The organism is Rhodococcus wratislaviensis, from assembly GCF_900455735.1.
Lineage (GTDB): Bacteria > Actinomycetota > Actinomycetes > Mycobacteriales > Mycobacteriaceae > Rhodococcus_F > Rhodococcus_F wratislaviensis.
In genome coordinates this window covers 44,337-70,554 of the sequence record NZ_UAUI01000018.1, presented here as the reverse complement: position 1 = coordinate 70,554, position 26,218 = coordinate 44,337, and the positions used below count along the sequence as shown (strand labels likewise).

The window sequence follows — 26,218 nt, the reverse complement described above, 5'->3', positions numbered from 1 at the left end:
GAACCGACCGTCGTGAAGTACCTCGAGACGCCGCCCTCCCGGGACGGGCTCCGCAAACTTCTCGACGACGCCGGTCTGAAGCCGAGCGAGGCGATCCGTAAGAAGGAGACCGTCTTCAAGGAACTGGGGCTCGCCGAGGCGTCCGAGGACGAACTGCTCGAAGCGATGGTGGACAACCCCATCCTCATCGAGCGACCGATCGTCGTGACGGACAAGGGCACCGTCCTCGCCCGGCCGGCCGAGAAGGTCCGCGAGGTCCTCTAGGCGCTTCGCGCCTACAGCGGGTCGCGGGCCACCGGACAGGACATGCAGCGGGGGCCGCCGCGGCCCGAGCCGAGTTCGGAACCGGCGATCCGCAGTACCTCGATGCCCGACGCCTCGAGCCGGGCGTTGGTCTCGACGTTCCGTTCGTACGCGACGACGACGCCGGGTGCGAGTGCGAGCGTGTTGTTTCCGTCGTCCCACTGTTCGCGTTCGGCGGTGACGTTGTCGAGTCCGGTGTCGATGACGCGCAGCTTGCCGATGCCCATCGCCTCGGCGGCGGCAGTCAGGAACGGATCGGCTCCGCGGATCGACACGCCCTTGTCCTCACGGTGAATGGTGAACGCCGACAGCGTGTCCTGGATGACCGGGTACATCACGACGGCGTCGTGGTCGACCATCGTGCACACGGTGTCGAGGTGCATCGACGCTCTGGCCTGCGCGATGGGCACCACCAGCACGGTGTGCGCCAGTTCGTCTTCGAAGACGCTGCGCGCCAACGCCTCGGCACCGGCCGGTGTGGTGCGCTCCCCCACCCCGACGGCGACGACTCCCGGTGCGAGGAGCAGGACGTCGCCGCCTTCGACGGGGGCCGTGTGGGATTCGTAGGCGCGCCGGGCGCCGCGGAAACGCGGGTGGTGGGCGTAGATGATGTCGGTGAGGGACGTTTCGCGGACCCGGGCGGGCAGGGCGAGGGACGTGATCGCGACGCGGGGTCCGATCCAGAACGACGAGTCCCGGGTGAACAGCAGGTTGGGCAGCGGGTCGATGACGAAGTCGCCGCCGTGGTGCATGCGACGGACCAGCGACGCCGTGTTGGCGGCGACGGGTAGTTCGTCGAAGGTCATGCCCGCGGTGAGGATGGTGGAGAGTTCGGGGGCCGGGACGCCGCGGAGATGTGCGGCCAGTTCCTGCGCCAGGGTGTGCCCGAGTTTGCGTGGGTCCACGGCCGCGCCGATGCCCTGTATGCGGGCGGCGCCGCTGGCGCCGAGTGTCTCGGTGAGCAGGTCGGACAGCAGCAGGACCTCGACGCCGCGGCTGCGCAGGAGGTCCGCGAACGCGTCGTGCTCTTCCTGCGCGCGGTCGACCCAGGGCAGTCCGTCGAAGAGCAGTTGGTCGTTGTTGCGGGGCGTGAGCCGCTTCAGTTCGTCCCCGGGCCGGTGCAGGAGGACGGCACGCAGCCGCCCGACTTCGGAGTTGGCTCCCAGCGGTGCAGAACCGGACGCGTTCATGTCTAGACGGTAATGCCGGCGGGCCCGGCAGGCACGCTCAAACGCTCCGCTGCCGACCGTGTCCCTCGGCGCCGCAGGCGAGTACCGTGAAACGGCGGAGGTATCTCATGGACGAGAACTCGACTCTCTCGCCGGCGCACTCGGATGCGGCGGCGAGTTCGTCTGCGGACACGCCCCCCTTTCCGTCGGTGCCGTCAGCCCTGGCGCCGTTCGCCGGTCTGTGGCGCGGCGAGGGTGAGGGCGCGTACCCGACGATCGACGAGTTCGCGTACACCGAGGAGATCGAATTCGCCCCCACCGGTAAACCGTTCCTGGCGTACCGGTCTCGGACGCGGGCGTCGGGCAGCGGGCGGCCGTTGCACTCGGAGTCCGGGTTTCTGCGGCTCGTCGCCGAGGACGAGGCGGAACTGCTCGTGGCCCAGCCGACCGGGTTCACCGAGATCCACCGCGGTCAGATCCGGGAGGGGACCATCGAGTTGTCGATGGTCGCGCTGAGCGCGTCCCCGGACGCGAAACCGGTGCACAGCATCCGGCGACAGTTGTCGGTGCGTGGCGGCGACCTCACGTACGACCTGTGGATGGCGCACGACCTGACTCCGCTCACACACCACCTCCACGGACATCTCCGCCGCGACTGACCTCGAGTATTGTTCAGGTAACCGCGTGAAAGGTTGCCTGTCGTGGAGATGCCCGAGTGGAGAGCCAAGGAACTGACGCCGGGACAGCTGTCGGAGCGCAGTGGCGTGGCGGTGTCGGCGTTGCACTTCTACGAGCGCGAGGGGCTGATCACCAGCAGGCGGACGTCCGGCAATCAGCGTCGCTATCGCAGGGACACGCTGCGGCGGGTCGCGTTCATCCGCATCGCTCAGCGGGTCGGGATTCCGCTGGCCGAGATCCGGGACGCCCTCGGGACCCTTCCCGAGGGCCGCACACCGAACCGTAAGGACTGGGAGAAACTGTCGACGCGGTGGCACGCGGATCTGGATCAGCGGATCGAGCAGTTGATCCGGCTCCGCGACAACCTGACCGGCTGCATCGGCTGCGGGTGCCTGTCGCTCGGGAGTTGCGCGATCGTCAACTCCCACGACCGGCTGGGCACGGCGGGGCCGGGTGCCCGCACGCTGGACGTCGAACTCGACCGCCCGGTGTCCGGGGCGTGAACGTCAGCTGTCGCCGAGCCACTTCTCGATCGCGTCGCGGTCCTGGCCGACCATGTCGCCGACCAGTTTCCTGACGAGGGACTCGATCTGTCCGCCGACGAGCGGAATCTTGACCTGCACCGATCCGGCGACGTCCAGGACGGTGACGTCGCCCGACGCACGGAGCACCGACGTGCACTCGATCTTCACCGGGATCCCGGTGGAGCTGCCACTGATCCGGCCGTCGGCGTGGTCGCCGTCGAGGGCGCCCCATTCGTCGGCACGCTCGACCTTCAGTTCACCCGAGACGACCTTGCGGACCAGCCCGGGGAGGGAGGACGCGCCGATGGTGTCGCGCATCGTCGCCGTCAGCGTGCCGGGGCCGCGGCTGTCGTCGAGGGTGAGTTTCTCCGGCGCCTCTTCGAACCGGTGCTGCCAGAACGCCCGATCCGTCACGGTCGCGTGCACGCGCTCGACGGGGTACGCGATCTGTTCGGAGTATTCGAAGCTCTTCGCCATGACGGCAGCCTACGACAACTCCGTGAGCGGCGAAGGAGTCCGGAGACTCGTCAGCCACGCACGGGCGCGGAGCGCCTCATCGGCAGGTGGTCGATGCCGACCTCGAGGTAGTTCTCGCCGGTTCTGCGAAAACCGTAACGGCAGTACCAGTTTTCGAGGTAGGCCTGAGCGGAGATCTCGATGGGTCCCGGGAACGCCTCGAACACGGCTTCGAGCAGCTGTCCCGCGAGTCCCCGACCGCGGGCGTGGGCTGCGGTGGCGACGCGTCCGAGGTGCAGTGTCGGTTCGTCGGCCAGCACCCGCAGAGTCGCGAGAACCTCGCCGTCGTCCTCCGCCCAGAACTGGGTGGTGGTCGGTTCGAGGTCGCGTCCGTCGAGTTCGGGTTCCGACACGATGCCCTGCTCGAAGACGAACACGTCGGTCCGCAGGACCATGATCCGGTAGAGCGTGGCCGGGTCGATCCTGTCGAGCGTCGCGTGGTGGAGGGTCGGCACGTCCTCACCTTAGACAGAAAGTCCGGTGCGCAATCCGCCGGAACCAGGGGCGCGATCTGCGGGGCGGGTCCACACTGGAAAAGCAGCAGCTGAGGGCAACTCGAGCAACCGAATGAGGGTGGGCATGGCCGACGGCGAACCTCTGATACCGCCGAGTGCCGTCGACGTGGATTTCTCCGACGTCGCCTGGGGAGCGGACCGTACGATGTCCGACTTCGAGACCGGGATGTGGCGGATGGAGGAGGTGCAGCCGAAGCTGCGCTCACCGATCGTCGCGGTCGACGTCCTCGACAAACCGCCGGACTGGGACCGGCTGGTGCGCGCCCACGAGTGGGCGTCGCACATGGTGCCGCGCATCCGGATGCGGGTGGTGGAGCCGACGTTGCGGCTGGGCAATCCGATGTGGTCGGTCGACCCGGAGTTCGACCTCGACTATCACCTGTCGCGGGTGCGGCTGCCGGAGCCTGCGACGTTCGACCACGCGCTGCGGATGTGCAGGCACATGGCGACCGAGCCGTTCGACCGCGCCCGGCCGCCGTGGAGCGCGATGCTCATCGAGGGACTCGACGACGGCCGCGCCGTCTACGTGGTGAAGACGCACCACAGCATCACCGACGGACTCGGCGGCATCCAGTTGATGACGCTGCTGCACAGCAGGCGCCCCGAACCGTCGCCGGACAAACCGGATCGGCCCGCGCCGTTGCCGGAGCAGATGTCGGGCGGCGGCGCCCTGTTCGAGCAGGCGCTCGACAACGTGCGCAGCGCCCCCGGCCGACTCGGCGGCCTGATCCGGGGCGCGGTGCGGACGGCGATGACCGTCGTCGGCGACCCGGTGGGCAGTGTCACGGAGGTCGCCGGTTACGCGAACTCGATCCGCAGGGTGGTGACCCCTCCCCCGACCACGGGTTCGGACCTGCTGCGCGACCGCGGGCTCGGACGCTGGTTCGGGGTGCTGGAGGTGAGTGTCGACGAACTGCGTTCCGCCGCTCACGTCGCGGGAGGGTCACTGAACGACGCGTACGTGGCGGCCCTGCTGGGCGGCTTCCGCCGCTACCACGAATCGTTCGGCCACGACCTCGAGACGATTCCGGTGGGCATGCCGGTGAGCATGCGTTCGGCGTCGGATCCGACGGGCGGCAACCGATTCGCGGCGGCCCGATTCGCCGGACCGGTCGGTGAGCGCGACCCGGTCGCGCGAATCAAGAAGGTGCGCGCGATCATCCTGGGGCTGCGCCAGGAACCCGCACTCGGACTGCTGGATTCGGCCGCCCCGCTCCTGGTCCGGCTTCCGACGGTGGTGCTGGCGAACTGGTACCTCTCGCAGTCGACGGGTCTCGATCTGCAGGCCAGCAACGTCGCCGGCGTCCCCGTGCCCGTGTACCTGGCGGGCGCCCGGATCGAGCGGATGTTCCCGTTCGGCCCGGCCCCCGGTTGCGCGGTCATGGCCACCCTCGTCTCCCACGTCGGCACATGCTGCATCGGCGTCAATCTCGACACCGCCGCCGTCACCGAGCCGGCGCGGTTCATGATGTGCCTGCAGGAGAGTCTCGACGAGATCGTCGAACTGGGCCGCGGGTGAAAGGAAAGGCTGGCGCGATGGACGAGCAGACGACACGGCCGCGGGTCTATCTCATCGAGACGATGAGCGACATGGAGGACGACGTTCTCCGCACGTGGCTGGAGCGGCAGGCGAACGACTCCGGTCAGCCGCCGCCGACGGTCCGCGTCACCGACCAGGCCCTCGCCGATCTCGTACGCCGGAAGGATGACCCGCTGCTCACCCCGCTCCGGGTGGTCTGGCTGCCGAAGGAGACCCATCCGGACGGCGCGCAGCGATTCCGGGAAACCTTGTCGCTGCGCGATCCACTGCACCCCGGCCAGAACATGCAGCGCCGGGTGATGCGCGACGACCCGGCCCGCTGCCAGGTCCTGGAAGGCGACCCGGCCCCGCTCAGCGACCTCGAACGCCGGCTCGCCGAGAACGGTGGCGGGTCGCTTCCGGACTTCATTCGCCGCCAGGCAGCGCTGACCCTGGAGCGGGCGGAACGCACCCTCCTGGGCACGCAGTACAAGGTGTCGAAGTTCGTCGTCGACGAGATCACCGACGCCAGCCGGTACCACGCCGGCACCAGGGAGCTGTCCGCGAAGTTGAACCTCCCCGTCGCCGAGGTGGATCGCCGGGCCCGGGGGGCGCTGGACGAGATGGTCGCCGCGCAGAGCAGGCGGGCCATCGCGCTGTGGGACCAGTTGGGCCGCTACTTCTCCCGCGCCTACCGACTCGACGTCGACACCACCCGGCTCGACGAGCTGCGGGAGCTGAACAAGGAACATTCCCTGGTGTTCCTGCCCAGTCACCGCTCGTACCTCGACCCTCTGGTGTTGCGCCCGGCGCTGCTCGCGAACGACCTTCCGCTCAACCACGTGATGGGCGGTCTGAACATCAACTTCTGGCCGATCGGACCGATCGGCAAGCGCAGCGGCACCGTGTTCATCCGCCGGAAGATCGAGGGCGACGAGATCTACAAGTGGACGCTCCGCGAGTACATGCGCTACCTGCTCACGAAGCGGTTCAACCTCGAGTGGTACATCGAGGGCGGGCGCAGCCGCACCGGGAAGCTGCGGCCGCCGCGGTTCGGTCTGCTCAACTACCTCGCGAAAGCCTTCCAGGACAGCGGGATGTCCGACGTGTACCTCGTCCCGGTGTCGCTGACGTACGACCAGCTCTACGAGGTCGGGGCGATGGCGGCGGAGGCGCACGGCCAGGCGAAGAGCAAGGAGAGTCTGCGCTGGCTCTTCGGATACGTTCGGGCCCAGGGTCAACGGCACGGTGTCGCGCACGTCAACGTCGGCAGGCCGATGTCGCTGGCGGACTACCTGGGCCAGGAGGACGACCTGCGGCTGGCGGTGCAGAAGACGGCGTTCGAGGTGTGTCACCGCATCAACGAGGTCACCCCTGTCACGGCGTCGTCGCTCGTCATGCTCGCGTTCCTCGGCATCGAGGACCGGGCGCTCACCGTCGCCGAGGTCGGTGCCATTCTCGGACCCCTCGTGGACTACATCACGGCGCGCTCGCTGCCGACCGCCGGCGACGTGGACCTGACCGATCCGCAGGTGATCCGCAAGGCCGTCCGCACCCACCTCGACTCCGGGGTATTGAAGAGCTTCGATCAGGGCAGCGAACGGGTGTTCTATCTCGGCCGGGATCAGCATCTCGTGGCAGCGTTCTACCGCAACAACACGATTCACTTCCTGGTGATGCGCGCGATCGCGGAGATGGTGCTGCGGGCGGCCGTCGATCAGCAGTTCACCGATCCGCTGAACGACGGATGGGATGCGGCGCTGCGCATTCGCGATCTCCTCAAGTTCGAATTCTTCTTCAGCGAGAAGGACAGCTTCCGGAAGGAACTGCGAGCCGAGTTGGATCTGATCGACCCGGCATGGGAGTCGAATCTCGGTGACCCGCAACATGCGGCGAACCTGTTGTCCGGTATGCGTATTCACCTGGCGCACCGGGTTCTGCAGCCGTTCCTGGAGGCGTATGCCGTGGTCGCGGGTCAGCTGCTCCGCACTCCCGTGGACCGGAAGTTCGACGAGAAGGCGTTCATGACGTCGTGCCTCGCGCTCGCCGAGCAGCGGCGCCTCCGGCAGCAGATCGGGAGCAGCGAGTCGATTTCGGCCGAACTCTTCACAACTGCGCTCAAGCTGGCACGAAATCGGGGGCTCGTCGAACCGAACGCCGAGAACATGGCGGCACGGCGAGTCGAGTTCGACGCCGAACTCCAGACCCTGATCGATCAGGTGCTGCGCATCCGGGCCATCGCGCACGAGAATCTCGACCAGATGGGTGGTAGGTGAGTAGATGAGCGATCTCCGCAGTCTCCACGACGACATCGCGGCCGCCGTTCCCGGCCCGGGCACCCTCGCCGCGTTCGATCTGGACGGGACCTTGATCAGCGGGTACTCGGCGAGCGTCGTCTACCGGGACCGTCTGCGTCGCTTCGACATCAGCGTGGCCGAGCTTCTGCGCACCACGGGCGCCGCGGTGGAGACCCGCTTCCGGGGCGCCGATGTCGGCAACCTGATGCGCATCGGAGTGCAGAGCCTGGCGGGGCGTATGGAGGACGAGATGCAGGAGTGGGGGCAGCGGCTGTTCCGCCAGGAGATCGCGAGGATGATCTTCTCGGAGGTCCGCGGACTGCTCGCCGCGCACCGGCACGCCGGTCACCGGGTGGTGATGGCCACCTCCGCCACCCCCTATCAGGCACTGTCGGTGGCCGCGGACCTCGACATCGACGCCGAGGACGTGCTGTGCACCCGGCCCGCGGTTCTGGACGGGATGCTCACCGGGAAGCTCGAATCGCCGCCGCTGTGGGGTCCGGCCAAGGCCGAGGCACTGCGCGAGTACGCCGAGAAGTACGGAGCGGATCTGGGTGACAGCTTCGCGTACTCCAACGGCGCAGAAGATGTTCCGATGCTGAAGTCGGTAGGACATCCCGTGGCACTGAACCCCGACCGCAAGCTGGCGGCGACGGCGCGGCAGAACGGGTGGCCGTCGGTGAATCTGCGACCGCCGGAGAGCGGCGCCGACCCGATGTCCATCGCCCGCACCACCACGGCGATCGGCGCCTTGATGGGGGCGGCCGCGTTCGGCGTCTCCGCCGGCCTGCTCACCCAGAACCGGCAGACGGGCGCCAACCTGGTCGGCAGCTTCGGCCCGGATCTCGCGCTCGCGATCTGCGGGATCAACGTGCGCATCAAGGGCAAGGAGAATGCGTGGTCGGCCAGGCCCGCGGTCTTCATGTTCAATCACCAGAGTTCGCTCGACATGCTGGTGATCGGCAGCGTCATCCGTCGCGATGTCACCGGCGTCGCGAAGAAGGAGGCCGCGCGCGATCCCCGGTTCATTCCCGTGGGGGCGCTGCTCGACGTCGCGTACATCGACAGGGCGGACAGCACGAAGGCGAGGGCTGCCCTCCGCCCGGCCGTGGAGAAACTGCAGTCCGGGATCTCCATCGCGATCGCCCCCGAGGGCACCCGCTCGCCGACTCCGCGCCTCGGCAAGTTCAAGAAGGGCGGGTTCCACCTGGCGATGCAGGCGGGCGTGCCGATCGTGCCGATCGTCATCCACAACGCGGGCGAACGGATGTGGCGGAACTCCCTCGTCGCGCATCCCGGCACCGTCGACGTCGACGTACTCGCACCTGTGCCGACCGACGGCTGGGACCTCGCGGATCTCGACCGGCACGTCGACGAGGTGCGGACCCTGTTCGAGGACTGTCTGCACGCCGGGCACCGCTGAAGAAATTCTTCGAAGAAAGTTCCCGAAGTGTGTAGAGAACCTCGGATGTGCTCCGTCCTGTTCCTGAAAGCGCCAGAATGGGCGCCACACCGGGTGAGGAGACAGAGATGCCGAAGTTCATGTTGCTGCAGCACTACGAGGGCGGCGCGGGCTGCGACGTGCCGATGACCGAGTGGAAGCCGGAGGACGTGCAGGCGCACATCCGGTTCCAGCAGGACCTCAACGCGGAGCTCGTCGCGCAGGGTGAACTCGTCGACGCGCAGGGGCTCGCCGGACCGGCCGTCGCGAAACGTGTCACGTTCGACGGCAAGGGCGCTCCGGTGGTGACCGATGGACCGTTCCCCGAATCGAAGGAACTGCTCGCCGGGTACCGGATGATCGACGTCGAATCCGAGGAGCGGGCGCTGGAGATCGCCGCGCGGACGTCGGCGGCACCGGGCCCCGACGGGCTGCCGATCCAGCAACCGATCGAGGTCCGGCAGGTGATGGGCGCTCCCGACAGCGATCTGTGAGAACCGACGCCGCTCTCGAGGGCCTGCTGCGCGAACTCGCGCCGCAGGTCCTCGGCGCGCTCGTGCGGAGGTCCGGTGATTTCGAGGGGTCCGAGGACGCGGTGCAGGAGGCGCTGCTCGCGGCGGCCCGGCACTGGCCGCAGGAGGGGTTGCCGGACAATCCGCGTGGCTGGTTGATCCAGACCGCCACCCGCAAGATGACCGATCAGATCCGCAGCGAGATCGCCCGCCGTACGCGAGAGGAAGTGGTCGCCCGGCAGGTGCCGCCGGCGCCGGACGTGCCGGACAGCGACGACACGCTGCTCCTGCTGTTCCTGTGCTGCCATCCTGCGCTCACGCCTGCCTCGGCCATCGCGTTGACACTGCGCGCGGTCGGGGGGCTCACCACCGCCGAGATCGCCAACGCATTCCTGGTTCCGGAAGCGACTATGGCACAACGGATCAGTCGCGGAAAGCAACGCATCACGGCGTCGGGGATAACGTTCCGACGGCCGACGAGTGACGAGTGGACGGAACGCCTGCGGTCGGTGCTGCACGTGCTGTACCTGATCTTCAACGAGGGCTACGCCAGCAGCATCGGCGATCGGCTGCATCGCACCGAACTGTCCGCCGAGGCGATCCGGCTCACGCGGTCGGTGCACGCGATGCTGCCGGACGACGGTGAGGTGGGTGGGCTGCTGGCGTTGATGCTGTTGACCGATGCCCGCCGCCCCGCCCGTACCGGCCCGCACGGCGAGCTGATCCCGCTGGCCGAGCAGGATCGCACGCTGTGGAACCGGGAACTGATCGTCGAGGGTCAGCGGGTGGTGATGGACGCCGTCGCCCACGGTTCGATCGGGGCCTACCAACTGCAGGCCGGAATCGCGGCGGTGCACGACGACGCGGATCGGGTCGAAGACACCGACTGGGCGCAGATCCTCGCGCTGTACGGTGTGCTCGAGCGTATGTCGGACAACCCGATGGTGACGCTGAATCGCGCCGTGGCCGCCGCGATGGTGCACGGACCGGCCACGGGGCTGACGATGCTCGAGCCCCTCGACGACACCCTGGCCGGGCACTATCGCCTCGACGCCGTGCGCGCTCACCTGTTCGACATGGCCGGCGACCCGGAATCGGCCCTCACGCACTACCGCTCGGCGGCCAACCGCACCACCAGTGTGCCGGAGCAGCAGTACCTCGCGGCGCAGGTGGCCCGGCTCAGCGCTCTCGACGGGGTGTCACAACCTGAGTAGTCGACTACGCGCGACGGGTCGCCGCCGGTACGGGAGAGTCGGTGAAAACCGGTGGTGCGCCGAAAGGAGCAGGACGATGAGCGAGCGTGACGGCGTCAAACCCCTCGACCGAACGGACGTGCGGCGCCACGAGTTTCGGCTCAGCGTGCTCGTGGCCTCGATGGCCATCGTCGGCACCCTGATCGGCTCCGTGTGCGGAGGGGTGTTCACCTTGCTGAACACGTCGAATCAGGTCGAGGCGGCGGTGAACCAATCCTCGAACGAGTTCCTGCGTACGCAGCGGCAGCAGATCTACTCGGAACTCCTGACCGCGGCCAACGAGGTGCGCATCACCTCGGGTTCCGTCTCGGTGGCCTTCGATCGCTTCGACGGCACCGACCTCCAGACCATGATCGTCGACGTCCTCCGCCCGCTACCTCGGCAGAACATCGTCCTCGGCTCTAAGTTCACCGCGGTGGAGTTGATCGGATCCGAACCGGTCGTGGAATCGGCACGGCGAATGGTGGTCGAATACTTCGCCGGATCCGAGACGATCGGCTGGCTGAGTACCGACTTCGCGACCGATGACGTCGTGGCTGCGGACGCCCTGGCCGCAAGTCAGCAACAGTTCGCCGACCACTTCCAGGCCGGGATCAGCGCCCAGGAAGACTTCCTCACCGCGGTGCGAAACGAGCTCGGCATCCCCGAGCACGGGGACCTTCCGTAACCACCGGACCGATGCAGCAGGACGGGTCGCGTCCAATCCGCTCGCCAGGACCGCGGCGGATGGGCACGATGGGGAGATGCCCGCGACCGGTCCCACATCCACCCAGCAGGCCCCGGAGGCGCCCGCCGAGCCTTCGCTGCTCCCCCGCATCTGGGCGCTCCTGCGTCCCTACCGCGGGTGGCTGGTGCTCGTCGCGGCCGCCATCGTCGTGTCCTCACTGCTCGGCATCGTGAACCCGTTCCTCACGAAGGCGGTGTTCGACCGCGCCCTGTTTCCCACCGACGGCAGCGGTGTCCATCTGACACTGCTGCTGTGGCTGGTCGTGGCGATGATCGCGGTGACGCTGGCGGGTTCGCTGATCGGCGTCGGCCAGAGCTACCTCACCACCAAGGTCGGCAACCTGTCGATGGCGGATCTCCGGGAACGCCTGTTCGCCCATCTCGAGAAGATGGAACTGGCATTCTTCACGTCCACCAAGACCGGCTCGATCCAATCGCGTCTGGCCAACGACGTCGGTGGGGTGCGGTCGGTCCTCACGTCCACGGCATCGAGCATCCTGTCGAACGTCGTCACCGTCACGGCGTCCCTCATCGCGATGCTGCTGCTGTCGTGGCAGCTGACGCTTCTCGCGGTCGCGCTGCTCCCCGGCTTCGTGTACCTGCAGCGGCGGGTCGGCGCCCGGCGACGGGTTCTCGCGCGCAAGACGCAGGAGTCGTTGTCGGACATGACCGCAATCACCGAGGAAGCGCTGAGCGTCTCGGGTGTGCTGCTGACGAAGGTGTTCAACCAGGCAGACACCGAACTCGACCGGTATCGAACCGAGAACGCCCGGCAGACCGAACTGCAGGTGCGGCAGGCCATGACGGGTCAGGGCTTCTTCGCCGTCGTCAGCTCGTTCATGGCGATCACTCCCGCTCTTGTCTACCTGCTGGCGGGCTATCTCGTCAGTGGCGGTTCCGCGGCGCTCTCGGCGGGCACACTCGTCGCGTTCTCGACCCTGCAGGCCAGGTTGCTGCAACCGTTGGTCTCGCTGATGCGGGTCACCCTCGACGTCCAGACGTCGATGGCGTTGTTCCGCCGCATCTTCGAGTACCTCGACCTGCAACCCGCGATCGTGAACCGCCCGGACGCCGTCGAGTTGCCCGCGGACTCACCCGGACGGGTGGAGCTGGACGACGTGTACTTCGCGTATCCCGCGCCCGTCCGGCTGGCCACCGCCGATCCCGACCCGGTGGCACTGCGCAGCCTGGGTCGCGGCGGCGGGGGCGGCGGCATGCGCGGCGTCGCGACCGTCGCACCTCGCCTTCCGGCTGCGGCGGCGCCCGAAACCGAACCCGCGGAACGCCGCAGCCGGCGCTGGGCGGTCACGGGCACGTCCCTGGAGATCGAGCCTGGTCAGCTCGCCGCCTTCGTCGGACCGTCCGGCGCGGGCAAGACCACGCTCTGCTACCTCGTGCCGCGCCTGTACGAGGTGGACAGTGGCGCCGTCCGGGTCGACGGCTACGACGTGCGCGACCTGACCATGAGCTCGCTCGCCGAGGCGGTCGGAATGGTCACTCAGGACCCGTATCTGTTCCACGCCTCGATCGCCGACAACCTTCGATACGCCGAACCGGACGCGACCGATGCCGAACTGCAGGCCGCGGCCGCGGCCGCCAACATTCACGACCGCATCCTCGGATTCGACGACGGATACGACACCCTGGTCGGCGAAAGAGGATTCCGCCTGTCCGGTGGGGAGAAGCAGCGATTGGCCATCGCGCGGGTGCTGCTGAAGAACCCCCGCGTACTGATCCTCGACGAGGCGACGTCCGCGCTCGACACGGTCTCCGAGCGACTCGTCCAGCGAGCTCTCGGTGAGGTGATGCGCGGACGCACCACCCTCGCGATCGCCCACCGGCTGTCCACCATTCAGCACGCCGACGTGATCTTCGTGATCGACGAAGGAACGCTGATCGAGCGCGGCACGCACACCGAACTCCTTGCACGGCAAGGGTTGTACGCACGGCTCCACGCCGAGCAGTTCGGCGGCGGTCAGGTCGAGTGCCGGTGCACCGACGGCGTCCGATTCACCGACGGGACGGTGCTCGCCCCAAGCGCCCCCACCCGGGGCGGAGAGTTCTAGATTCTACAGGAACTTGCTGAACTGGTCGTTGGCCCTCTGCATCACGAAGTCGTACGGCGGCGAGAACTTGCGGGCCCACCAGTAGCCGAACCGGATGTCCGGCGACGTGTACACCAGGTACCGGTCCTTCTTGACGCCGGCGATGATGCAGGACGCGACCTTCTCGGGCGTGACGGCCCGCTTCTCGAAGCGGTGGATCGCCTTCTGGATGCGCGGGTCGTCGCGATCGACCCCGGCGATCTCGACGGTGCCCACCAGCGGCGTCTTGACCGCCCCGGGAACCACGAGGCTCACGCCGATACCGTGCCGTTTGAGATCGAACCGCAGAACCTCGGACACTCCGCGGAGCCCGAATTTGCTTGCGCTGTAGGCCGCATGCCACGGGAGTGCCAGCAGACCGGCGGCGGAAGAGACGTTGACCAGGTGACCGCCGCGTCCCGCCCGCACCATCGGCGGCAGGAAGCTCTCGATGATGTGGATCGGACCCATCAGATTCACGTCCACCATGGACTTCCAGTGGCGGTGTTCGAGATTCTCGACGGTCCCCCACGCGGAGATACCGGCGACGTTCATGACGACGTCGAGGCTGCCGAACTGATCGTGGACATCGGCGGCGAATGCGGCGACGGCGTCGTAGTCGGACACGTCGAGGGCGCGCGAGAAACTGACGGTGCCCCCGCGGCTGCCGACTTGTTCGACCGTCTGCGCCAGGCCGACCTCGTTGATGTCGGTGAGGAAGAGTTCGGCGCCCTCCGCCGCGGCCGCCAGTGCGGTCGCCTGCCCGATCCCGCTACCTGCACCCGTGATCAGGCACTTCTTGCCGTCCAGAGTTTTGATCGCCATAGCCGTGCGCGCCCCCGTCGTCACCGATCCGTGTCGGCTGGAAGTCTACGCACGCAATCTGATTGCGCGCACGCAACTGCACGGGCGCCTTTCCCGAGGAAAAACGCGAACCGGCCCTCTCCGGGCCGGTTCGTGACGGTTCACAACCGCTGGGTCATTTCTTCCTGATAGGTGCGAATCGTCCTCTCGATTCCGTTGGCGTCGTCGTCGTTTCCTCGGTGCCGGGCGTCGTCGGCGCGCTCGCGCAGAACTCGAATCGCCTTCCGAAGCTCGGCGTCACTCATTCTGTGTTCCATATCACAATCATCCCCGACGGCTTCAGATTTGGCCAGACTCGAGGGGTGCGCCGCAGTGGCGGAACCCCATCTGAGCTGGACAATCGTCCAGCTGGACGGAGGGAATCCACCGGGATCACCCGGCGAACGGGGGGCGGATCGGCGGCGCGCGGCCCGGCGCCCGTGCGGTTGCCCCTCCTTCACAGTACTGTTCACAAAGCCCCGCGGGCCGCGAGCGACCTCTCGACGTTGCGATGCGCAACGCAACACAATTGCCCTGAACTGGGGGTATAGGCACGGCAACCCGACGGCCGACACCCCTGCGACGTTGCCAGCTAACTCCCAGTGATTGAAAGGGCAACCACGCAGTCGTGCAGGCGGCCGCCACCGACGAGGCAGCCGTCTCGCGCCCTGCACCAACGCCTCTCTTGAACTTTCAACGGTAGAACGCGCGTGACGAGCACAGAGGGCGCCCGAATTGTCGGCGATCCGCGAGCGAGGAGCAGGCGATCGTTGAAACATATATGAGATAAGCCCGGCGTCGACGAGCGACGTTTTGCCTCTATGTCCGTGAGTTATCAATCGGTTATCATCGTGGTACGGTGTCGTTCACACGACTGACGCGCGCACGAGAGAGGACCCGGCGGCTCACAATGGCAGATTTTGCTGCGCGGTTGAACAAGCTCTTCGACACGGTCCACCCTCCGGGACGTAAACCGCATACCAACGCAGAGGTCGCGGCGGCACTCATCGCGGACGGGCATCAGATCTCGAAGCCCTACATCTCCCAGCTCCGATCAGGACAACGCACCAATCCCTCCGACGAAACGGTCGCGGCATTCGCTCGCTTCTTCAAGGTGAAGCCCGACTACTTCTTCAACGACATCTACGCCGCGAAGATCGACCACGATCTCGAGCTTCTCTCTCAACTCCAGGGATACGGACTTCGCAAGCTCTCCAGCCGCGCGTTCGACCTCTCCGAAGAGTCGCAGAACCTGCTCACCACGATGGCCGAGAAACTCCGCGCCAGCGAGGGTTTGCCGGAGGTCCCACCGGACGCGTCCCGCTGATCACCGGAGCCGTTGGGCGGCAACGAGTTCGCCGCAGGTCGCACCCGACATCCGGGTAGAAGTCACCGGGCGCACAAGACGACACCGCCGGAATGCCCTGCCCGGTGTGTCCATGTGGCGCATGATGGAGCAATGGTTGACAGACCGCAGCTCGGTCCCACGATCTTCGTCCTCTTCGGCGCCACCGGGGACCTGTCCAAACGCATGGTCATCCCCGCGTTCTTCCAGCTCGCCCAGTCAGGGCTCCTGAACTCCGAGTGGATGCTGATCGGCACGGGCCGCGGCAACGTCTCCGACGATCAGTTCCGTGACCACGTGCGCGACGTCCTGCACCAGTTCGGAGTACCGCACGACGGCACCGACTGGGAGGCGTTCGCGCGGCGGCTGAGATTCGCCGGCGGCGGTTTCACTCCCGACAACCCGGGAACGCTACCCGCAGCCGTTCGGCAGGCGCGGGAAGACCTTCACGCGGCAGACGCACAGTTGGTACACTACCTGGCCCTGCCCCCCAGTACATTCGCCGAGACCACCCGTGCGCTCGGCGCTCACGACCTGGCCCGTGGCGCACGCGTCGTCTACGAGAAGCCGTTCGGGACGTCCCAGGCGGCGTTCACCGAACTCGACGCAGCCGTGCACCACGTCCTCGACGAGAAGCAGATCTATCGGATCGATCATTTCCTCGGCAAGGAGAGCACCCAGAATCTGCACATCCTGCGCTTTGCCAACGGGATGATCGAGGGCGTCTGGAACCGGGAACACGTCGAGCAGGTGCAGATCGACGTGCCGGAGACGCTCGACATCGACGACCGCTCCCGGTTCTACGACGCCACCGGCGCCGTCCTCGACATGCTGGTGACCCATCTGTTCCAGGTCGCCGCCGAGATCGCGATGGAGCCGCCGCAGACGTTGGGCGCCGACGACCTCCAATCCGCCCGGGAATCCGTGATCGGGGCGTTCCGTCCCCTCGACACGGCCGACGTGGTGCTCGGCCAGTACGAGGGGTACCGCGACGTCGACGGCGTCGCGGACGATTCGACGACGGAGACGTTCGTCGCCGCCCGGCTGTGGGTCGACACGGACCGCTGGCGTGGGGTGCCGTTCCTCCTCCGGACCGGAAAGATGCTGGGCGTCAGCAGGCAACGGGTCAGTCTGGTCTTCCGAAGTCCCCAGGGCCCGCTCACGGACATTCCGCCGGACGGCGCCGTCCTGACATTCGATCTGTCCGGGGACGGCGAGATCGACATCTCCATGGTCGTCAAGGAACCCGGGCCCGACGACAGCCTGTCGGTGGGCCATCTGGGCCTGCCCCTCGACACGGTGCCGCTCGCCCACGCCCTCGCACCCTATTCGCGGCTCATCCTCGACGTCCTGCACGGCGACCGGTCGCTGTTCACGCGCCCCGACGGCTTGGCGCACGTCTGGACCGTCGCCGATTCGCTGCTGCGTGACCCTCCCCCGGCCAAGCCCTACCCCGCGGGATCCATGGGACCGCCGGAGGCAGAAGACCTCGCCTCGCCCTGCGGGTGGCTCGTTACCGGTTCGCCGGACTGACCGGCGGCTCCGGCTGGTCCGCAGGAATCGGGGCCGACTTCCGGAACTCGGCGTACGCGTCCGCCAGATCGAGCACCCATCGGCGCGGCGACGTGCCCTGGGGCGGCGCGATCCACTCGGTGTCGAGGACGTCCGAGGCGACCGGGTCGTCGATCCAGTGCGCGAGAATCCAGGTGCGTTCGGCCGTCGATTCCGGAAGATCCTGTTCGTCCGTATCGAGCATGCCCGCACCCGCCTGCAGGTACAGGGCATCCATGACGTGCGCGACGGCGTCGGAGGCGCGGAGAACGGTCGTGCTCCCCTTGCCGTCGCCCTCGACCACCTCGGGGAACCGTGCGACGAGCACCGAATGCAGAGTGTCCATGCGGCGCAGGTCCTGCCGTGCGCGCAGCCAGGTTTCGACGAGCACCCAGACGGTTCCGACCGACACGACCACGGCCGCGACGGTGTATGCCGAGGAGGAGCCGACCGCCCACGTCTCCCCCGACACCTCACGCACCAGTCCCACGACCGCCGCCGCCAGCACGATCGCCGATCCGACGACGATCAGTGAGATTCCGCGGCCGAGGGGTGTCCACGCGACGTGCCGGATCCCGGTCACGACCACCGCGGTCAGTGCGATCACGATGAACACGAGCGCAGGAACGGGATACCCACCGGCCAGCCCGATTCCGAGCACCACTGCCACGGTGTAGACGACCACGGCGACGGCACGCAGCGCAGGACGCGGGAGTATCGGCCACACGGAGACCGCGCCGACCGCGCTCGCGGCGGCGAACAGCGTCCACGCCAGTTCGAGGAGGATCTCCGACAGGCCGACCGTCGGGGCCACGGTGTCGAGGCGCCCGGCGACGTCCGGGACTGCCAGCGTCGATGCGAGGGCCGCACTGGACACCGCCACCACCATCGCCACGCGCAGCGGCGTCGGCTGGCGCGCGGCGACCCGGCCGATCCGGGCACCCGCGGCAGTCCAGACGACGAGCGCAACCAGCCAGCCCATCAGCCGATCGCCTCGTCGTAGCGGAGCACGGACACGGGAGTTCCGCGCCCCTGCATCGTGTTCAACCGGATGAGCAGCATCGACGCGAACGTCTCGGCCTCCCACTCGGCCACCTCGTCGGACGGCTGCTCGTCTCCCCGCCGCCGCGACCGCTGGCTCAGCATGTAGGCGATCAGATCGTCGCCGGCTTCGAGCGTCGCGGCGACGATCTCGGCTCCCTCGTGCCGAAACACGATGTGACCCAGCTCATGCGCGAGCGTGCGGTCAAGGTCCGGTAGGCCCGGCGCCAGCACGATCACGTCCCGATCCGGGTACGCGCGCCTCTGGCCGCACACTCCGGGCGCCATCGGCTTCGTGAAATCCAATTCGATGGGACGCTGCCGTTCGCGGGCCACCGCGTCCACCACGTGCCGGAGTGACACCGCTTCGGCCCGGGCCGCCGCGTCACACACCGCGTCCACGGCCGCTGCCACCCGACGATGAGATCTGTTCGCCCCCACGACTACATCCCTCCACTCGAAGCGGGCGGGAAGAATTCCGCCCGCGCGGCCGCGATGCGCGCCTGTTGTGCGCGAGCACCCTTGAAGGTCAGCGCACCCGCGCCGCCGGCGAAGCACAGCAGCACGCCGACCCCACCGAGAACGGTGATCGCAGGCAACGGCTCGCTGTGGACCACCGGAACCATTCCCGGCGGCGCAGCAGCCGGATCGCCCTGAGCCGGTGCCTCCGCGGCGGGCGGCGGTCCGCCGCTGCCCGGGGTCTCCCTGGCAGGCCGATCCTGGGGTGCGGAATCCGCGGGACCACTCGCCCCCTGGCCTGCCGCGGCGGCTCCGGGACCGGTGCCGGAACCTCCGGCCGGCGCTCCCCCGGACGCCGGGGGTGCGGCAGGACCCTCGGAGCCCGGGGCGGCATCAGCAGCATCGGAACCGGAGTCGTTTCCGGAATCACCGTCCCCGGACGTGTCCGGGCGCGCGATGTTCGGTTCGGCCACCGGCGGCAATTTGATCGGACGGGGCGGGGCGACAACGACCCGTGACGTGGAAGGAGTCGGCGTCTCCGTGGGTTCGGCGGTCTCGGACGGTTCCGTGGTCTCCGACGGCTCGGCCGTCTCGGACGGTTTCGTGCTCTCGCTCGGTTCCCGAGTCTCGCTGGGTTCCCGTGTCTCGCTGGGCTCTCCACCCCCGCAGCCGCGACGACTCTCGCACGGCGGGTGAGGATGCTGAGGCTTGCCGCCGCCGGTGGACTCCGAGGAACCGTCGTCGCAACGGCTGCTGGCGCAGTCGTGGTACTGGGGGCCGGCGGAGGCGTCGGACGGGAACACCGAGACGGTGACCCAGCCGAGCCCGGACAAGAAGGCCAGCGCCAGTCCGACCATGGTCAGCCTTCGAACAACACGACGCGCGCTCACTGTGCACCCCCCTCGTATTCACGACACGACACCACGTCTACGGCGACGTCGCCGGTGTCATGGTATCGAGCGAACCGAGCGGAGGTGCTGGTGGTGCCGGTGTCGGGGAACCGGCACCACCAGCGGTGCCCGAGCCAGGTGGGACTCGAGCAGCTTCCGAGAACCCCTGCGGGTTCGGCGTTGCCGCCTGGAGGTGCGGATCGGTCAGCGGAAGGTCGGCGTCTCCGACGCGGCCCTCGCGACGTCGGTTGGTCGGCCGGAGTTCACAGGACGTTCACCAGCAACATCGTCGCGGTGATGGTCGCGACCACCGTCGCCGGCTCCAAGAACTTCGAGATCTTGTCCATTGCCTGCATGTATTTCCACCCCGTGCGATCGACCCCTTGATGACCTACGGACAGTACACAGCATTCAGTTACCTTTTGGCAAATCCAAGAGGCGGGGGTTCGCTCTGCGCCACGCTCTTGCACCCCCGGCGACGGCGCCCACCTGGGCCGGAACGCGGAAAAGGGCGCCGGAATGCAGAAGAGGCACTCTCTCCGGATGGAGTGAGTGCCTCTTCTGTGGTGGAGCTGAGGGGAATCGAACCCCTGACCTCTTCGATGCGAACGAAGCGCGCTACCAACTGCGCCACAGCCCCGTGCGGATCCTGCGATCCGCTCGGCAAACTCTAGCAGGCCACCCGCGGCGGGAGCGAATCGCCTACACCGGCGTGGCTTTCGGCCCGATTCGGCCGGCTACTCACCGGCAGCTCGGCGCATCGTGGCCTGCTGCATCGGCGCGTCGTCGAAGTGTTCGAGATGATCGAATTCGGGGTCCTCGTCGTCCACTTCGAGGACGACGGCACCTGGACGCCGCAACCGGGCCGGGATGAGGCGGAGCTCCTCGTCACTGCGGGACTCGACACCCAACTGCGAACGATTCAGACGCGCGGTCCGCCGACGACGGATCTCCTGCTCGATCTGAACCTGCCGGCGCAGATACGCCAAGTAGCCGAAGAGTCCGATCACACCGGCCGCGAACGCCCACCACATCAGCGGGGAGATGATCAGCCCGAGCGCCGCCGACATGATCGTCGCGAACACCAGTCCGAGAACCGACCGCTGGCGGAACGCGTACCGGGCCTCGCGCGCGATGGCATCGGCCTCGGGATCGAAGCCGCCACGCCCCCGGCGCGCCGGTACGTACTCACCCACCGGTGCCCGCTCACCGTCGAACTCGTCTTCCTCTGCGTGAGTGTCCACAAGGTCCTCCGCGTCGTAGCCGTAGTGGTCCGGTTCCGGTTGCCAGTACGGGTCGCTGCGGTGTCCAGCCGCGGGTCCACGCTGCACGGGACGTTCGTCACCGCGGTGCAGCACACGCGTCGCGAGTGCTGCGTCACTGGTTTGCCGAATCCGGGGGCGGTTGTTCACCAGCATCGGGACCAGGACGAAGAGCCACACGACGACGAGCCCGATCCAGAGAAACGAGTTCGGCATACGGCGACCTCCTCCCAATCGTCTACCAGCATGGATACCGCTGTTGACCCACCCAGGCTAACCGCATGAACACGCACATCTTCGCAGACGCGCCGATCTCACCATACTCAGGTGTCACATGCGTAACGCGAAAATGTGGTGCTCGACATGCCTCGAGACGGCAGAGGAAACGATCCGGCAAAGACTCGCCGAAAGCCGAGTCCCGGTCGGGAAGCTTTGATACCGTGAGATAACTGCCGCGTAGCTGGACGTTTGTCCATGTCCGCTACGTCGGTCAGGCCCAGGTGGCTTTGCCACTCCGCACGAGCGAATCCGCGACCGTGCCGGGCACGTCCTCGACGGTCATGCCGACCAGGATGTGATCGCGCCACTGCCCGTCGACATCCAGGTAGCGCTCGAGGAGACCCTCCTCGCGGAAGCCGACGTTGCGGAGCACCGCCTGGCTCGCCAGGTTCTCCGGCCGCACGGTGGCCTCCACGCGATGCAAACCCACGGGCCCGAACGCATGGTCGAGCCCCAGCGCGAGTGCGCCCGTGGCCACCCCGAGCCCGTTGACGTCGCTGGCTACCCAGTAACCGATCCAGGCGGAGCGCAGTGCACCCCGCACCACGTTGCCGATCGTGATCTGGCCGCAGAAATTGCCGTCGAGTTCGATGGCCATCGGCAGCATGCGACCCTTCCGGGCCTCCGAACGCAGACTGCTGCACAGTCCGGGCCATCCCGAAATATGGTGGCGCGCTTCCCAGGGCGCCTCCCCCGTCGGCTCCCACGGTTCGAGGTGCGCACGGTCACGGGTGCGCAGACGGCTCCACGCGGCCGCGTCACGCAACCTGATGGCGCGCACGGTCACGACGCCACCCTTCACCCGCAGGGGCCCGAGATGCGGCGGCCAACCCGGATGCTGTGTCATCCCGTCTCACACTGTCGCGGTGTCATCAGCCCCGCTGCGCCAGGAAGGCCACGTCCACCTGGTCACCGGTCCGGACCTCGGTGATCTCAGGGTCGATGAGGACGAGGCAGTTGGCCTCGGCCAGCGTGGCGAGCAGGTGCGAGGAGGCGCCCGGCGCCCCGCCGAGAGCTTGGACGAGGTACTCCCCCGTGGCCTCGTCGCGCATGAGCTGACCGCGCAGAAACCCCTTGCGGTGCTCGATGGACGTGATCGGCGCGACGGTGCGGGCGGTGACGACGCGTCGCATCGGCTGCCTGCGCCCCAGCGCGATGCGAATCAGCGGGCGCACCATCACCTCGAACACCACCAGCGCGCTCACCGGATTGGACGGGAGCAGAAACGTCGGGACCTCGTCCCGGCCCAGCTGACCGAAACCCTGGACCGATCCCGGATGCATCGCGACCCGGTCGACCTCGAGGTTGCCGAGATCGGCGAGAGCGTCCCGCACGTCCTCGGAGGCGCCGCCGCCGACGGCACCCGCGATGACGACGATCTCGGACCGGATCAGCTGACCTTCCACCACCTCGCGCAGGCGGCGGGCGTCGGCGTTCGCGATACCGACCCGGTTGACGTCGGCTCCTGCGTCGCGGGCGGCGGCGGCCAGAGCGTAGGAGTTGACGTCGTAGACCTGGCCGGGACCGGGGGTCCGGTCGACGTCGACGAGTTCGCCACCGACCGAGATGACGGACAGCCGGGGCCGGGGATGCACGAGCACCTTGTCGCGACCCACCGCCGCCAGCAACCCCACCTGCGCGGCTCCGATGATGGTGCCTGCCCGGACTGCGACGTCCCCCGGCTGCACGTCGTCGCCGGCCCGGCGCACGTAGTCGCCGGACCGGACCGGTTTGTAGATCTTGACGCGGGCCCGGCCACCGTCCGTGCGGTCGAGCGGAAGAACGGCGTCGGCGAGCGTCGGGAGCGGAGCACCCGTGTCGACCTTGACGGCCTGACGCGGCTGCAGCCGGATCGGCTGCCGCGAACCGGCCGTGACCTCGCCGACCACGGGAAGCGACAGTTCGACGGGCGCACCGTCGTCGTCCCGGATGTCGGTTCCGGCAGCCTGGACGTCGACGCTGCGGACGGCATAGCCGTCGATCGCGGCCTGGTCGAAACCGGGAAGCGGACGCTCGGTGACCACCTCTTCGGCACACAGCAGCCCCTGGGCTTCGGAGATCGCCACACGGACCGGCCGCGGCGCCACCGCGGCCGCGGTCACGATCGTCTGTTGCTCCTCGACCGACCGCAAGTTCTTGCCTCCCGAGCTTCTAGGAATCCGTCCGCTTCAATCGGTCGATCAGCCATTCGCGCAACGATGGGCCGTACTCGTCCATGTCCAACGCAAAGTCAACCGCAGCTCGGAGGTAGCCGCCGGGATTTCCGAGATCGTGTCTCGTGCCTCGGTGCACGACGACGTGAACGGGATGGCCTTCCTTGATGAGGAGGGCGATGGCGTCGGTGAGCTGGAGCTCGCCGCCTGCGCCGGGTTCGATCCGCCGCAGCGCATCGAAGATCGCGCGGTCGAGGAGATAGCGACCTGCGGCGGCGAACGTGGACGGCGCATCCTCGATAGCCGGCTTCTCGACCATGCCGATGACCTTGAGGACGTCGGGGTTGGTGGCGTCGGGAACCGTCTCGACCTCGAAGACGCCGTACGAGCTCACCTGATCCTTGGGGACGTCGATGGCGCAGAGGACGGTGCCGCCACGCTTGCGGCGGACCCGCGACATCGTCTCGAGCACTCCGCGCGGCATCACCAGGTCGTCCGGGAGGAGCACGGCGATGGCGTCCTCGTCGTCGTCGAGGACCGACTCCGCGCAGCCGACCGCGTGGCCCAGGCCGAGAGGTTCGTCCTGGACGACGGATTCCACCTCGAGCAGGCCGGGAGCCTTGCGCACCTTCTCGAGCAGGTGATACTTGCCGCTGGCCTCGAGCTTGCTCTCGAGAACGAGGTCCTCGACGAAGTGGGCGACCACTCCGTCCTTGCCCGGCGACGTCACGATCACGAGCCGGCCGGCACCCGAATCCGCGGCCTCTCCGGCCACGAGTTCGATACCCGGGGTATCCACCACCGGGAGCAGCTCTTTCGGCACGGTCTTGGTCGCGGGGAGGAATCGCGTACCCATTCCCGCTGCGGGCACTACAGCCGTGCGAAAGGCGCTGGCGGTGTGCGGTGCGGCGTCTGTCATGCCCACACCATAACTGTGCGGACCTACTCGACAGTCACCAAGATCCTGTCAGTAACCTCCCGGAACCCGTCGGGGGCGCTCTCCGGCCGGCTCTAAGGTTGGGGCATGCACGCACGAACGAAGGACGAGTGGCGGCAACTGGTGCTCTCCGGGAGGCGCGCTCTGACCCCCGAACTCCGCACCGCCGAGGACCGGGCGCTCGTCGCACTCGTCACACAGGGAATCGCCGGCGGAGCGACCGTCTGCGCTTACGTTCCCACCGCGCTCGAGCCCGGATCGGTGGATTTTCTCGACGCCCTCCGACAGGTCGCCGGACGTGTCCTCGTGCCCGTCACCCGTGAACCGGGTCCGCTCCACTGGTCCGAGTTCACCGGCGCGGACGGTCTCACCGACGCGAGTTACGGCCTGCGCGAGCCCACCGGTCCGGTGTGGGAACCCGACGAGATACGTTCGGCCGAAACCATTTTCGTTCCCGCCCTGGCCGTCGACCGGCGGGGCGTGCGGCTCGGCCGCGGCGCGGGCTTCTACGACCGGACGCTCGGCCTCGCCGCCTCCGACGCGCGGCTGATCACGGTGGTCCGCGACGAGGAACTGGTGTCGGAGCTGCCCGAGGATCCCCATGACGTACGTATGGGATGGGCACTCACCCCCGGATCGGGCCTCGTCCCGCTCGGCGACCGCTGACGACGCGTTTCCCGCCCGGAATAGTTCTCTGATTAGCGTTGTTGGCACTGTCGACTGTAGAGTGCTAAAACCTGCGGTTTGACTACACAGTGCGGAGGAACCCCGGTGCCCACTTATTCATATGCGTGCACGGCATGCGACAACCGTTTCGACATCGTCCAGTCGTTCAGTGATGACTCCCTGACCGTCTGCCCCGCATGCTCGGGCAAGCTTCGCAAACTGTTCAACTCCGTCGGCATCGTCTTCAAGGGCAGCGGTTTCTACCGCACCGACAGCCGCGGCACGTCCGGCGCAGCAAGCGAGCCGGCCAAGACCGATTCTGCTCCCGCCGCGAAGTCGGAAAGTTCGTCGACTGCCTCGTCCAGCTCGTCGAGCACCGCGACTGCCGCACCGGCCAAGGCCGCTGCCAGCTAGTTCTCGCTTCTCCGCGAGTTATCCACAACTTCTCGTCCATCCACAGGCGGGCCCTTTCGGCGTACCCACGGGCCCGCCGGTCTCGTAGCGTCGAACCATGTCGTTCGACCCTGTCCAGACCGGTCGCCGCCGGTCGAACCGAGCACACCGAAGTCTGAGCCCGTCGTGGGCCGACCGGCTGTCGGATCTCGCCCATCCCGGTTGGGCCCGCGCCCTCGTCGCCAGACGCGTCCTGGCCGCCGCGCTGGTCTGCCTCGCACTGGCTCTCCTCGCCCGCGGAGACCCCGACTCGGCCCGCTCCGCAGTCGTGGTGGCCGCCCACGATCTGCAACCAGGCGTCGTTCTCACGCAGGCCGACGTGAAACTGGTGGAACTCGAGGTCGGGACCCTGCCCGACGGCGCCGTCACCGCAGTGTCCGACATAGACGGGCGCACCCTCGCCGGACCGACACGCGCCGGTGAAGCCCTCACCGACGTCCGAGTACTGGGACCCCGCCTGGCCGCGGCCGCGGCGGGCATGGACGACGCCCGGATCGTCCCCGTCCGGCTCGCCGATCCCGCGGTCACGGAACTTCTGCGTGAGGGCGATCGCGTCGACGTGCTCACGGTCGATCCCGACACACCAGCGAATCCGGACCGGCGGTCCGGCGCCACCGTACTGGCGTCCCGCGCCGTCGTGGTGTTGGTGACACCGTCCGAGAATGGACGTGACCAGCGCGAACGCGTGGTAATGCTGGCCCTTCCGGCATCCGAGGCCACGACGGTGGCCGCCGCATCCCCCACGAGCGCGATCACCGTGACCTTTCAGTGATCCGTCACGCGGAGCCGCGCTGATCTAGGC

27 protein-coding genes and 1 tRNA gene are annotated in these 26,218 nt (G+C 67.9%); 15 read left to right on the top strand and 13 right to left on the bottom strand.

What is annotated here, in order from left to right; genetic code table 11:
• Positions 1-264: ArsC/Spx/MgsR family protein (locus DTA22_RS21485; RefSeq protein ID WP_112300825.1), on the top strand; the 264-nt coding region annotated here is incomplete at its 5' end.
• A gap of 11 nt (positions 265-275) precedes the next feature.
• On the opposite strand, the gene arcA is transcribed toward DTA22_RS21485, so the two are convergent.
• The gene (gene arcA / locus DTA22_RS21480) at positions 276-1,493 is read right to left on the bottom strand and encodes an arginine deiminase (protein WP_112300824.1); all 1,218 of its coding nucleotides are present in this window, start codon (positions 1,491-1,493) and stop codon (positions 276-278) included.
• A gap of 107 nt (positions 1,494-1,600) precedes the next feature.
• On the opposite strand from arcA, the gene DTA22_RS21475 reads away from it, so the two are divergent.
• Positions 1,601-2,131 carry a nitrobindin family protein gene (locus DTA22_RS21475; RefSeq protein ID WP_112300823.1) on the top strand — a complete coding sequence of 177 codons (531 nt, stop codon included), beginning with the start codon at positions 1,601-1,603 and terminating at the stop codon, positions 2,129-2,131.
• A gap of 42 nt (positions 2,132-2,173) precedes the next feature.
• Positions 2,174-2,653 carry a redox-sensitive transcriptional activator SoxR gene (gene soxR, locus DTA22_RS21470; RefSeq protein ID WP_112300822.1) on the top strand — a complete coding sequence of 160 codons (480 nt, stop codon included), beginning with the start codon at positions 2,174-2,176 and terminating at the stop codon, positions 2,651-2,653.
• A gap of 3 nt (positions 2,654-2,656) precedes the next feature.
• Here the strand turns inward: soxR and DTA22_RS21465 are convergent, their stop codons facing one another.
• Positions 2,657-3,151 (bottom strand): DUF2505 domain-containing protein, encoded by a 495-nt coding sequence (locus DTA22_RS21465; RefSeq protein WP_112300821.1) that lies wholly within the window; start codon positions 3,149-3,151, stop codon positions 2,657-2,659.
• 50 nt (positions 3,152-3,201) lie between these two features.
• Complete coding sequence (locus DTA22_RS21460; RefSeq protein WP_112300820.1) at positions 3,202-3,645, bottom strand: GNAT family N-acetyltransferase; 444 nt, start codon at positions 3,643-3,645, stop codon at positions 3,202-3,204.
• Positions 3,646-3,769: 124 nt separating this feature from the next.
• On the opposite strand from DTA22_RS21460, the gene DTA22_RS21455 reads away from it, so the two are divergent.
• The 7 genes from DTA22_RS21455 to DTA22_RS21425 all read left to right on the top strand — a co-directional run bounded on the left by DTA22_RS21455 (position 3,770) and on the right by DTA22_RS21425 (position 13,519).
• Positions 3,770-5,224 carry a wax ester/triacylglycerol synthase domain-containing protein gene (locus tag DTA22_RS21455; protein WP_037243786.1) on the top strand — a complete coding sequence of 485 codons (1,455 nt, stop codon included), beginning with the start codon at positions 3,770-3,772 and terminating at the stop codon, positions 5,222-5,224.
• A 17-nt stretch (positions 5,225-5,241) separates the two neighbouring features.
• Entirely contained in the window at positions 5,242-7,500 is a 2,259-nt protein-coding gene (locus DTA22_RS21450; RefSeq protein ID WP_037243784.1) for a glycerol-3-phosphate 1-O-acyltransferase, read from the top strand.
• Positions 7,501-7,504: 4 nt separating this feature from the next.
• Positions 7,505-8,944: an HAD-IB family hydrolase gene (locus tag DTA22_RS21445; RefSeq protein ID WP_112300819.1), complete on the top strand. Its 1,440-nt coding sequence runs from the start codon at positions 7,505-7,507 to the stop codon at positions 8,942-8,944.
• 107 nt (positions 8,945-9,051) lie between these two features.
• A complete protein-coding gene (locus tag DTA22_RS21440; protein WP_112300827.1) occupies positions 9,052-9,456 on the top strand; it encodes a YciI family protein in 405 nt (134 codons plus the stop codon).
• A complete protein-coding gene (locus tag DTA22_RS21435; RefSeq protein ID WP_112300818.1) occupies positions 9,453-10,688 on the top strand; it encodes an RNA polymerase sigma factor in 1,236 nt (411 codons plus the stop codon). The genes DTA22_RS21440 and DTA22_RS21435 overlap by 4 nt, the downstream gene beginning before the upstream one ends.
• Positions 10,689-10,764: 76 nt before the next feature.
• Positions 10,765-11,394 (top strand): hypothetical protein, encoded by a 630-nt coding sequence (locus DTA22_RS21430; RefSeq protein WP_112300817.1) that lies wholly within the window; start codon positions 10,765-10,767, stop codon positions 11,392-11,394.
• A 76-nt stretch (positions 11,395-11,470) separates the two neighbouring features.
• Positions 11,471-13,519 carry an ABC transporter ATP-binding protein gene (locus DTA22_RS21425; RefSeq protein ID WP_112300816.1) on the top strand — a complete coding sequence of 683 codons (2,049 nt, stop codon included), beginning with the start codon at positions 11,471-11,473 and terminating at the stop codon, positions 13,517-13,519.
• Positions 13,520-13,522: 3 nt separating this feature from the next.
• Here the strand turns inward: DTA22_RS21425 and DTA22_RS21420 are convergent, their stop codons facing one another.
• Together DTA22_RS21420 and DTA22_RS36325 are read right to left on the bottom strand one after the other, a co-directional pair.
• Positions 13,523-14,362, bottom strand: a complete 840-nt coding sequence (locus DTA22_RS21420) for an SDR family oxidoreductase (RefSeq protein WP_037243772.1) — start codon at positions 14,360-14,362, stop codon at positions 13,523-13,525.
• A gap of 140 nt (positions 14,363-14,502) precedes the next feature.
• The gene (locus DTA22_RS36325) at positions 14,503-14,646 is read right to left on the bottom strand and encodes a hypothetical protein (protein ID WP_005561362.1); all 144 of its coding nucleotides are present in this window, start codon (positions 14,644-14,646) and stop codon (positions 14,503-14,505) included.
• Between the two features lie 644 nt (positions 14,647-15,290).
• Here DTA22_RS36325 and DTA22_RS21415 point away from each other — a divergent pair.
• Both DTA22_RS21415 and DTA22_RS21410 read left to right on the top strand, forming a co-directional pair.
• Positions 15,291-15,707, top strand: a complete 417-nt coding sequence (locus tag DTA22_RS21415) for a helix-turn-helix domain-containing protein (protein ID WP_005238699.1) — start codon at positions 15,291-15,293, stop codon at positions 15,705-15,707.
• Between the two features lie 132 nt (positions 15,708-15,839).
• Positions 15,840-17,258: a glucose-6-phosphate dehydrogenase gene (locus DTA22_RS21410; protein WP_112300815.1), complete on the top strand. Its 1,419-nt coding sequence runs from the start codon at positions 15,840-15,842 to the stop codon at positions 17,256-17,258.
• Here DTA22_RS21410 and DTA22_RS21405 read toward each other — a convergent pair.
• The 8 genes from DTA22_RS21405 to DTA22_RS21365 all read right to left on the bottom strand — a co-directional run bounded on the left by DTA22_RS21405 (position 17,239) and on the right by DTA22_RS21365 (position 24,279).
• On the bottom strand, positions 17,239-18,258 hold the full coding sequence (locus tag DTA22_RS21405) for a hypothetical protein (protein ID WP_112300814.1): 1,020 nt from the start codon (positions 18,256-18,258) through the stop codon (positions 17,239-17,241). The two genes, DTA22_RS21410 and DTA22_RS21405, sit on opposite strands and share 20 nt — an antisense overlap.
• Positions 18,258-18,758, bottom strand: a complete 501-nt coding sequence (locus DTA22_RS21400; RefSeq protein ID WP_011597782.1) for an ImmA/IrrE family metallo-endopeptidase — start codon at positions 18,756-18,758, stop codon at positions 18,258-18,260. The genes DTA22_RS21405 and DTA22_RS21400 overlap by 1 nt, the downstream gene beginning before the upstream one ends.
• 2 nt (positions 18,759-18,760) lie before the next feature.
• Complete coding sequence (locus DTA22_RS21395; RefSeq protein ID WP_112300813.1) at positions 18,761-19,633, bottom strand: cell surface protein; 873 nt, start codon at positions 19,631-19,633, stop codon at positions 18,761-18,763.
• Between the two features lie 597 nt (positions 19,634-20,230).
• Positions 20,231-20,306 (bottom strand) — tRNA-Ala (locus tag DTA22_RS21385).
• A gap of 97 nt (positions 20,307-20,403) precedes the next feature.
• Positions 20,404-21,144 (bottom strand): divisome protein SepX/GlpR, encoded by a 741-nt coding sequence (gene sepX / locus DTA22_RS21380; protein ID WP_037243764.1) that lies wholly within the window; start codon positions 21,142-21,144, stop codon positions 20,404-20,406.
• 274 nt (positions 21,145-21,418) lie between these two features.
• On the bottom strand, positions 21,419-22,054 hold the full coding sequence (locus tag DTA22_RS21375) for a GNAT family N-acetyltransferase (protein WP_037243762.1): 636 nt from the start codon (positions 22,052-22,054) through the stop codon (positions 21,419-21,421).
• 25 nt (positions 22,055-22,079) lie between these two features.
• Positions 22,080-23,339: a molybdotransferase-like divisome protein Glp gene (gene glp / locus DTA22_RS21370; protein ID WP_005238688.1), complete on the bottom strand. Its 1,260-nt coding sequence runs from the start codon at positions 23,337-23,339 to the stop codon at positions 22,080-22,082.
• A gap of 19 nt (positions 23,340-23,358) precedes the next feature.
• Complete coding sequence (locus DTA22_RS21365) at positions 23,359-24,279, bottom strand: UTP--glucose-1-phosphate uridylyltransferase (protein WP_009478891.1); 921 nt, start codon at positions 24,277-24,279, stop codon at positions 23,359-23,361.
• Between the two features lie 105 nt (positions 24,280-24,384).
• Between DTA22_RS21365 and DTA22_RS21360 the strand changes: the two genes are divergently transcribed.
• From DTA22_RS21360 to DTA22_RS21350, 3 genes are all read left to right on the top strand, one after another.
• Positions 24,385-24,963 (top strand): 5-formyltetrahydrofolate cyclo-ligase, encoded by a 579-nt coding sequence (locus DTA22_RS21360; RefSeq protein WP_112300812.1) that lies wholly within the window; start codon positions 24,385-24,387, stop codon positions 24,961-24,963.
• Between the two features lie 105 nt (positions 24,964-25,068).
• On the top strand, positions 25,069-25,377 hold the full coding sequence (locus tag DTA22_RS21355) for an FmdB family zinc ribbon protein (RefSeq protein WP_005238679.1): 309 nt from the start codon (positions 25,069-25,071) through the stop codon (positions 25,375-25,377).
• Between the two features lie 97 nt (positions 25,378-25,474).
• A complete protein-coding gene (locus DTA22_RS21350) occupies positions 25,475-26,188 on the top strand; it encodes an SAF domain-containing protein (protein WP_112300811.1) in 714 nt (237 codons plus the stop codon).
• Positions 26,189-26,218 lie beyond the last annotated feature (30 nt).

Coding starts and splice junctions, on each gene's coding strand:
- arcA (WP_112300824.1), bottom strand. CDS start 1,493: ATGAACGCGTCCGGTTCTGCACCGCTGGGAGCCAACTCCGAAGTCGGG.
- DTA22_RS21475 (WP_112300823.1), top strand. CDS start 1,601: ATGGACGAGAACTCGACTCTCTCGCCGGCGCACTCGGATGCGGCGGCG.
- DTA22_RS21465 (WP_112300821.1), bottom strand. CDS start 3,151: ATGGCGAAGAGCTTCGAATACTCCGAACAGATCGCGTACCCCGTCGAG.
- DTA22_RS21455 (WP_037243786.1), top strand. CDS start 3,770: ATGGCCGACGGCGAACCTCTGATACCGCCGAGTGCCGTCGACGTGGAT.
- DTA22_RS21450 (WP_037243784.1), top strand. CDS start 5,242: ATGGACGAGCAGACGACACGGCCGCGGGTCTATCTCATCGAGACGATG.
- DTA22_RS21445 (WP_112300819.1), top strand. CDS start 7,505: ATGAGCGATCTCCGCAGTCTCCACGACGACATCGCGGCCGCCGTTCCC.
- DTA22_RS21440 (WP_112300827.1), top strand. CDS start 9,052: ATGCCGAAGTTCATGTTGCTGCAGCACTACGAGGGCGGCGCGGGCTGC.
- DTA22_RS21430 (WP_112300817.1), top strand. CDS start 10,765: ATGAGCGAGCGTGACGGCGTCAAACCCCTCGACCGAACGGACGTGCGG.
- DTA22_RS21425 (WP_112300816.1), top strand. CDS start 11,471: ATGCCCGCGACCGGTCCCACATCCACCCAGCAGGCCCCGGAGGCGCCC.
- DTA22_RS21420 (WP_037243772.1), bottom strand. CDS start 14,362: ATGGCGATCAAAACTCTGGACGGCAAGAAGTGCCTGATCACGGGTGCA.
- DTA22_RS36325 (WP_005561362.1), bottom strand. CDS start 14,646: ATGAGTGACGCCGAGCTTCGGAAGGCGATTCGAGTTCTGCGCGAGCGC.
- DTA22_RS21415 (WP_005238699.1), top strand. CDS start 15,291: ATGGCAGATTTTGCTGCGCGGTTGAACAAGCTCTTCGACACGGTCCAC.
- DTA22_RS21410 (WP_112300815.1), top strand. CDS start 15,840: ATGGTTGACAGACCGCAGCTCGGTCCCACGATCTTCGTCCTCTTCGGC.
- DTA22_RS21405 (WP_112300814.1), bottom strand. CDS start 18,258: ATGGGCTGGCTGGTTGCGCTCGTCGTCTGGACTGCCGCGGGTGCCCGG.
- DTA22_RS21395 (WP_112300813.1), bottom strand. CDS start 19,633: ATGGTCGGACTGGCGCTGGCCTTCTTGTCCGGGCTCGGCTGGGTCACC.
- sepX (WP_037243764.1), bottom strand. CDS start 21,144: ATGCCGAACTCGTTTCTCTGGATCGGGCTCGTCGTCGTGTGGCTCTTC.
- DTA22_RS21375 (WP_037243762.1), bottom strand. CDS start 22,054: ATGACACAGCATCCGGGTTGGCCGCCGCATCTCGGGCCCCTGCGGGTG.
- DTA22_RS21365 (WP_009478891.1), bottom strand. CDS start 24,279: ATGACAGACGCCGCACCGCACACCGCCAGCGCCTTTCGCACGGCTGTA.
- DTA22_RS21360 (WP_112300812.1), top strand. CDS start 24,385: ATGCACGCACGAACGAAGGACGAGTGGCGGCAACTGGTGCTCTCCGGG.
- DTA22_RS21350 (WP_112300811.1), top strand. CDS start 25,475: ATGTCGTTCGACCCTGTCCAGACCGGTCGCCGCCGGTCGAACCGAGCA.